General features: G+C 38.1%; 5 protein-coding genes. 2 read left to right on the forward strand and 3 right to left on the reverse strand.

Translation table 11 applies throughout. The features are described 5' to 3' along the window. Positions 1 to 370: 370 nt before the first annotated feature. Complete coding sequence (locus tag C233_RS0111635) at positions 371 to 2,179, forward strand: reverse transcriptase/maturase family protein (protein WP_026314841.1); 1,809 nt, start codon at positions 371 to 373, stop codon at positions 2,177 to 2,179. 85 nt (positions 2,180 to 2,264) lie between these two features. Further along, positions 2,265 to 3,428 carry a zincin-like metallopeptidase domain-containing protein gene (locus C233_RS0111640; protein WP_244149071.1) on the forward strand — a complete coding sequence of 388 codons (1,164 nt, stop codon included), beginning with the start codon at positions 2,265 to 2,267 and terminating at the stop codon, positions 3,426 to 3,428. A gap of 178 nt (positions 3,429 to 3,606) precedes the next feature. Here the strand turns inward: C233_RS0111640 and C233_RS0111645 are convergent, their stop codons facing one another. The 3 genes from C233_RS0111645 to C233_RS0111655 all read right to left on the reverse strand — a co-directional run bounded on the left by C233_RS0111645 (position 3,607) and on the right by C233_RS0111655 (position 5,685). Further along, positions 3,607 to 4,008, reverse strand: a complete 402-nt coding sequence (locus C233_RS0111645) for a hypothetical protein (RefSeq protein ID WP_005939468.1) — start codon at positions 4,006 to 4,008, stop codon at positions 3,607 to 3,609. 212 nt (positions 4,009 to 4,220) lie between these two features. Beyond that, a complete protein-coding gene (locus C233_RS0111650) occupies positions 4,221 to 5,036 on the reverse strand; it encodes a coiled-coil domain-containing protein (RefSeq protein WP_005939472.1) in 816 nt (271 codons plus the stop codon). A gap of 10 nt (positions 5,037 to 5,046) precedes the next feature. Beyond that, positions 5,047 to 5,685, reverse strand: coding sequence for a hypothetical protein (locus tag C233_RS0111655; protein WP_018667766.1), 639 nt, complete (start codon positions 5,683 to 5,685; stop codon positions 5,047 to 5,049). Between the last annotated feature and the right edge of the window lie 315 nt (positions 5,686 to 6,000).

Genomic DNA, 6,000 nt, shown 5'->3' on the forward strand with positions numbered 1-6,000 from the left:
GCCTGATTGGTTGAACGATAGTTCAGTGACATAAGATTCTGGTGGTGACGCAAGGCAGTTATAAGCGTCATACTGAGATACTCTTTCCTAAACTGGGAGGGACAAGAGCAAGGAATTTATCTCAGCACAACCGCAGTAAGCGGATAAAAGAACGTAAGTCGTATCCGATAATCTATCGCGCTAATAGTTAACATGTAAACAAATGGGGATTGCCTAAGTTGAAACGCCATTATGGCTATGAGCTATAGGCTCTGAATATTCAATATGGCAACGGAGCCTCCGTAGTACTCCGAGCAAGATAATGACTTGCACATGGGGAAGGGAGGCAGTTAGTAACTTAATACAAACAAAGGAAAATGTGAGAGACATTATGAGAAGTCCAGAGCAAGTATTAAACAATCTATCACAACACAGCAAGATTTCAAGCTACAAGTTTGAACGGCTGTATCGTAACTTATTCAATGAACAGATGTTTTATGTTGCCTATCAGCGCATTTATGCTAAGCAAGGCAATATGACACCGGGCACTGATGGTCAGACCATAGACCAAATGAGCATTCAAAGAATAAGCAGTCTTATTGACAAAATCAAGGATGAAACATACAAACCATTTCCAGCCAAAAGAGTTTACATCCCGAAGAAAAACGGTGGTAAAAGACCATTGGGCATTCCTTCGTTTGAAGACAAATTGGTTCAAGAGGTGGTACGTATGCTACTTGAAGCCATATATGAAGGTTCTTTCGAGCGCACTTCTCATGGCTTCCGGCCATTCAAGAGTTGCCATACCGCACTAAAGGACATTCAAATCAACTTCAAAGGTGCTAAATGGTTCATCGAAGGAGATATAAAAGGCTTCTTTGACAATATAGACCATAACATCTTGATAGGCATTCTTAAAGAAAGAATATCAGATGAGCGTTTTTTAAGGCTGATTAGAAAGTTTCTGAACGCGGGATATATGGAAGAATGGAGATTCAATAAAACCTTGTCGGGTACTCCACAAGGCGGCATTATTAGTCCTATTCTTGCAAATATATACCTCGATAAGTTTGACAAGTACATAAAGAAGTACATAGAAAGCTTTGACAAGGGAGTCAAAAGACGTACAAATCCAGCCTATAACAAGTATAGAAATCACATGAGTTTGTTACAACGCTATCTCAAAGCAGACATAAGTGAAGCAAAAAGAGACGAACTTATTGCAGAACTAAAAGCCACAAGAGCCGAAATGCTCAAAATCCCATTTGGTTTGGGAATGGATGAAAAGTACAAAAGAATGAAATACGTAAGGTATGCCGATGATTTCCTAATTGGTGTAATCGGTAGCAAAGCAGAATGCGAACGTATCAAAGCAGACATTACAGAGTTTATGGCATCAAAACTTAAACTTGAAATGTCTCAAGAGAAAACGCTCATTACCCATTCTAGCAAAAATGCTAAATTCCTTGGGTATGAAATTCATGTGCAAAAATCCGACCTCCTAAAAACCAATGGAAATGGAGACAAAGCAAGATTACACACTGGTTCAGTTGTATTCAAAGTCCCAGTAGAAGCGGTCAAAAAAAGACTACAACTCTACAAAGCCGTTGAATTTAAAAACATAGATGGCAGAGAAATATGGTGGCCAATTTCCAGAGGACATTTGATTGGTAAGAATAAAGAAGTGATTATTGCCCAATTCAACTCCGAGATAAGAGGTTTCTACAACTATTATGCGTTTGCACATAATGCATCGCAAATGATAGGTTCTTTTGGCTATGTCATGAAGTATAGTTTCTATAAAACAATGGCTCAAAAGCTTAATAGCTCTATTAGAAAAGTCTGCAAACAATTCCGCAGAGGAAAAGATTTTGTAGTTCCCTATAAAGATGCTAAAGGCAAAGAGAAGTTCATAGTTCTATACAATGAAGGCTATAAGAGAAAAGTGGCAAGTACATACGCCGACATTGACAATGAAGTAGAGACGTTATGGGTTCCTCAACCAAGTCTTATTGATAGACTTATGAGTAACACATGTGAACTATGCGGATGTCAAGGTAAACTAGTTATGCATCATGTCAGAAACTTAAGAAAGATTAAAGCTGACACGAAATGGAACAAAATAATGCTTGCGAAAAATCGTAAGACATTAGCCGTATGTGAAAATTGTAACAAACTTATACAAAGCTATGGTAAATAGATTGATGTTACTAATGGAGAGCCGTATACATGGAGACATGTACGTACGGTTCGGGGGCAGGCTTGTGGAAACCTACCATCGTAAGATGGCAAGGCGCCTCTTGCCGAGCCTACTGTTCATCACGACATTCACTGTTGTCGATAAAGAGACAAAAGAGAAAATTAAATACGATGACTATAAACAGCTGAGTGAGGAGGAAAAGAAAGGTTACAACGTCTATCCGAAGCTTCAGGTATATAACGTGTTCAATGTGGCCCAGACCAATCTTCAGGAAGCTCGTCCTGATTTATATAAGAAACTTGCTGATGCAGGAAAACAGATAAGTCCACAATCTGAAGGTGAAGAATTTTCCTTTGCTCCTATCGACCGGATAATAAAGGATAACGGATGGATCTGCCCCATCAAGCCAACTTACGGAGACAGTGCCTACTACAGCATTTCGAAGAATGAGATTGTCGTTCCTGAGAAAAAGCAGTTCAAGGATGGTGAATCATTCTATACCAACCTGGGTCATGAAATGGCCCATTCCACAGGAGCAGAAAATCAGTTGGGAAGACTACAGCCGACATCCTTTGGTAGTAAGGAGTATGCCCGGGAAGAGCTTGTGGCCGAGCTAAGTGCAGCCCTCGTTGCACAACGCTATGGTATGACCAAGCATCTGAAAGAAGACAGTGCCAGTTACCTCAAAAGCTGGCTTGACAGCTTGAATGAATCTCCGGAATTCATCAAAACTACACTGACAGATGTGAAAAAGGCATCAAGTATGATTACAAAATGTATTGATGCCATGCAACAGAAAATTGACCAGGAACAAAACATAGAAGTAGTCCAAAGTAATAGCCAAGAGCCTGTGTACTATGCTTCTGTAGCCTACCTTCAAATGGGTGAAGACACAGACAGACTTGACAAGCTACAAGAAAAGGGCGATTATGAGGCACTATTGAAGGAAGCCATTGAGTACGATGCCGGTGATGCCATAGACCTGTCCAACACTTACCTGTCTCCTACAAAATACCGTGGAGATGACCTGTTGGTGGAGAACGAACACTATGCCGTGGTATATAACCCGTCTGTTGGAGGAACCTATGATGTGATGCGTAAAGTCACTGCTGAAGAAGTCAGACAGAACATCACCCGTTACGGATTGCCTGATAACGCCACTGCTGATGTCAAGTCCATTGCTGAAAAACAGGAACAGAAAATGGAAACTGTCGCACAAGAAGAGACTCACTTTCATCGAGGAAGATAATGGAATATTCTCTTATCTTTCCCTCTCGTATTTTCAAAAAATCCACTTGTATTAGGCTTCGTTATTCGAAGTTCTAAAACAAGTGGATAAATTTGTATATAGGTGATTTCACCAGCACGTATTCTCTATGGAAACAGGTAGTTCTTTTACTAAATATCACCTTATATGGTAAGAGTTTTTACTTATCCATAATTTCTACAATCGGAACAGTTTTCTCCATTTCACTACGCGAGATGTATTTGTAAGTACCTACTTGCATTACACGTTTGTCTGATGGAACATCTATTTTTTGATTATCATAATATGAAATTTCTTTATCAGCAAGGAATAAAACAATCATTCCTATATTAGAAATATCTTCTACCGTTGCCAATGCACTCCCATCTGGAAGTACTTGCATAATCTCAAAGGAATGGACATTAATTTCTTGCTGTGGCTTTTCAAACATCACGATATTATTGTCAGATGATGTTCCGTTTGTATTTCCTAATGCTACGAAGAAAAAGAATGCAAAAGTAAGAATGATACCCGTTATGATACCACCTAAATAGATTAAAATTGATTTTTTACGTGAGTTCATAAATATTTTAGATTTTAGTTGTTTTGGTTCTTTTTAATTTACCGGAAAATAGGAACAATAAAAGGATTTTCTTTTGGTCATTCATATCAAGATAAGCAAAACGTCGTTGTATTTCGGATACGTGCATCAACTAATTTGCCTTTCTCACGTTTGACAAACCATTTAATGAGTTTAGCTATAGGACGATTGTGCATACAATTACAGCTTACTATTTAACGAATGAAATGCAAAGCAGCAATAATAATGATACCAGCAATAATAATCCAACGATTGATGTTAATTGCTTTCGTCGTAGCTTCAGAAGAAGTCGCTAATTCATTTTGCAAATTCTTAGTCTCGTTAATTATATTATCAGTTGAACTTTTAATGGTATTGCATGAAGTCTGTATACAATTAATTATATTGGTAATTGCATCAACTTTTGTTTCAATAGATTTTATCTTTGGAGAAATATCATCTATTAACTTTTTCAGCTCCTGATTCCATTGATTCAACTTCGTAGTAATGCTATCAGCATGTTCCTTAATATTTGAGGGAAGGTCATCAACATTTTGACTGATTGATGCAATGGCATTATCTTGCCCCTTTTGAGATTCTTTCAAATCTTTGGAAATGTCAAAAAGAAACTTTTTAATGGTTTGAATCTCTTTTGTGGTTGATTTTATCTCTTCACGAAGAGCGCTAAGTTCTTCGACCCTTTCAGATAGCAAGTTATTCTGCTCGGTAAATTCTTGCAAAGAAGCATCGACTGAAGATGTGAAACTAGACGTAATATTCTCGCAAGCAGAGGTCATTTTACCCACTGACTTCTGCACTTCTTCTGAAATTCCAACCTGTGCTCCTTCTAATTGTTTCTCCCACTCTTTGATTTCTTTAACAAGAGAATTGATTGAAGCGACATAACCAGCAACGGCATTTTGCAGTCCTTCACTTGCTTGAACAGTGTTTTCAACTTGTTTTCTTGCAGAATCAAGTTGCTTTAGGTTCTGTTCTAACCTTTCCAAAGTAGCGTTAATATCGTATGTCATTTTGATATAATTATTTTAGATATTTCTTTGTTATTTCATTTAACTTATCCTCATGGACAAACAGTGTTATCGTTTTCTTACCATCGTCAACCAAGTTCTGCTTGATAAACTTATCATCTTTACGAACTTTGGCTTTTAGATAAGATGTAAAAGTGTCAATGTCACTCCAAACCTGCTTATTATCCCTATTATACAAAGTCATAAAGCCTTCGATATAATTGTTGTAAGCATTATTTTTCAGTGTCTGGTTATTCCCTGCGCCTAAAAAAGTAATGCAATAAGCGAGCAAAAGCTGCAAAGCAGCATTATCAGGATGTGCTCTCAGACAAAGTAAGGTCGCGCCATACAGATGTTTGACATTATCCACTTCACTGCCAGAGTTATCATTAACAGGGTCAATTATTTCAATATACTTCTTAACGACATCGAATCCATCTTTTCCTTCTATATCTGTATCATCCTTCAGGGAATAAGGCTTTCCATTAACTTCATAGCCGGTTCGCGCATACTTAGAGTTGAAGTACAGATGAATAAACTCCTTCAGCCATTCATCGTTACCATTTGCTTGACGTTCTATGATACTGTCCTCACATGCTATACACATGTCCTCGATGGCACGATAACGCTTCTTTTCAAGGTTTTCATACACAAAGGCTGTTAAATAGCCCAGGCAACGGTCTAAATAGGGATATTCAGTAAATGTCCCTAAAAATCAAGATGGCATATGAAGATGATAGAGCATACTCACTTCATATGCCATTTTTATAGTCCTATTCCTGTAATTTCTCACACAATCTTACCCTACAAGACATGACGCTCGGGAAGAAGTCTGAAGACATCTTCTGCCTCTGCCTGTAAAATCATATCATGCCGCTTTCACCGTCCTGTTCCTGATCTTGTCTATCATCAGTACGGCATTTGCCGTATGTATTCCAAAGAAAATCCACAGGATTTCCGTCTTCCT

Origin of the sequence: Bacteroides gallinarum DSM 18171 = JCM 13658, from assembly GCF_000374365.1 — a bacterium.
Taxonomy (GTDB): domain Bacteria; phylum Bacteroidota; class Bacteroidia; order Bacteroidales; family Bacteroidaceae; genus Bacteroides; species Bacteroides gallinarum.

Bases quoted from the DNA above. Each gene is read 5' to 3' on its own strand.
- C233_RS0111635 (WP_026314841.1), top strand. From the start codon at position 371: ATGAGAAGTCCAGAGCAAGTATTAAACAATCTATCACAACACAGCAAG.
- C233_RS0111640 (WP_244149071.1), top strand. From the start codon at position 2,265: ATGGCAAGGCGCCTCTTGCCGAGCCTACTGTTCATCACGACATTCACT.
- C233_RS0111645 (WP_005939468.1), bottom strand. From the start codon at position 4,008: ATGAACTCACGTAAAAAATCAATTTTAATCTATTTAGGTGGTATCATA.
- C233_RS0111650 (WP_005939472.1), bottom strand. From the start codon at position 5,036: ATGACATACGATATTAACGCTACTTTGGAAAGGTTAGAACAGAACCTA.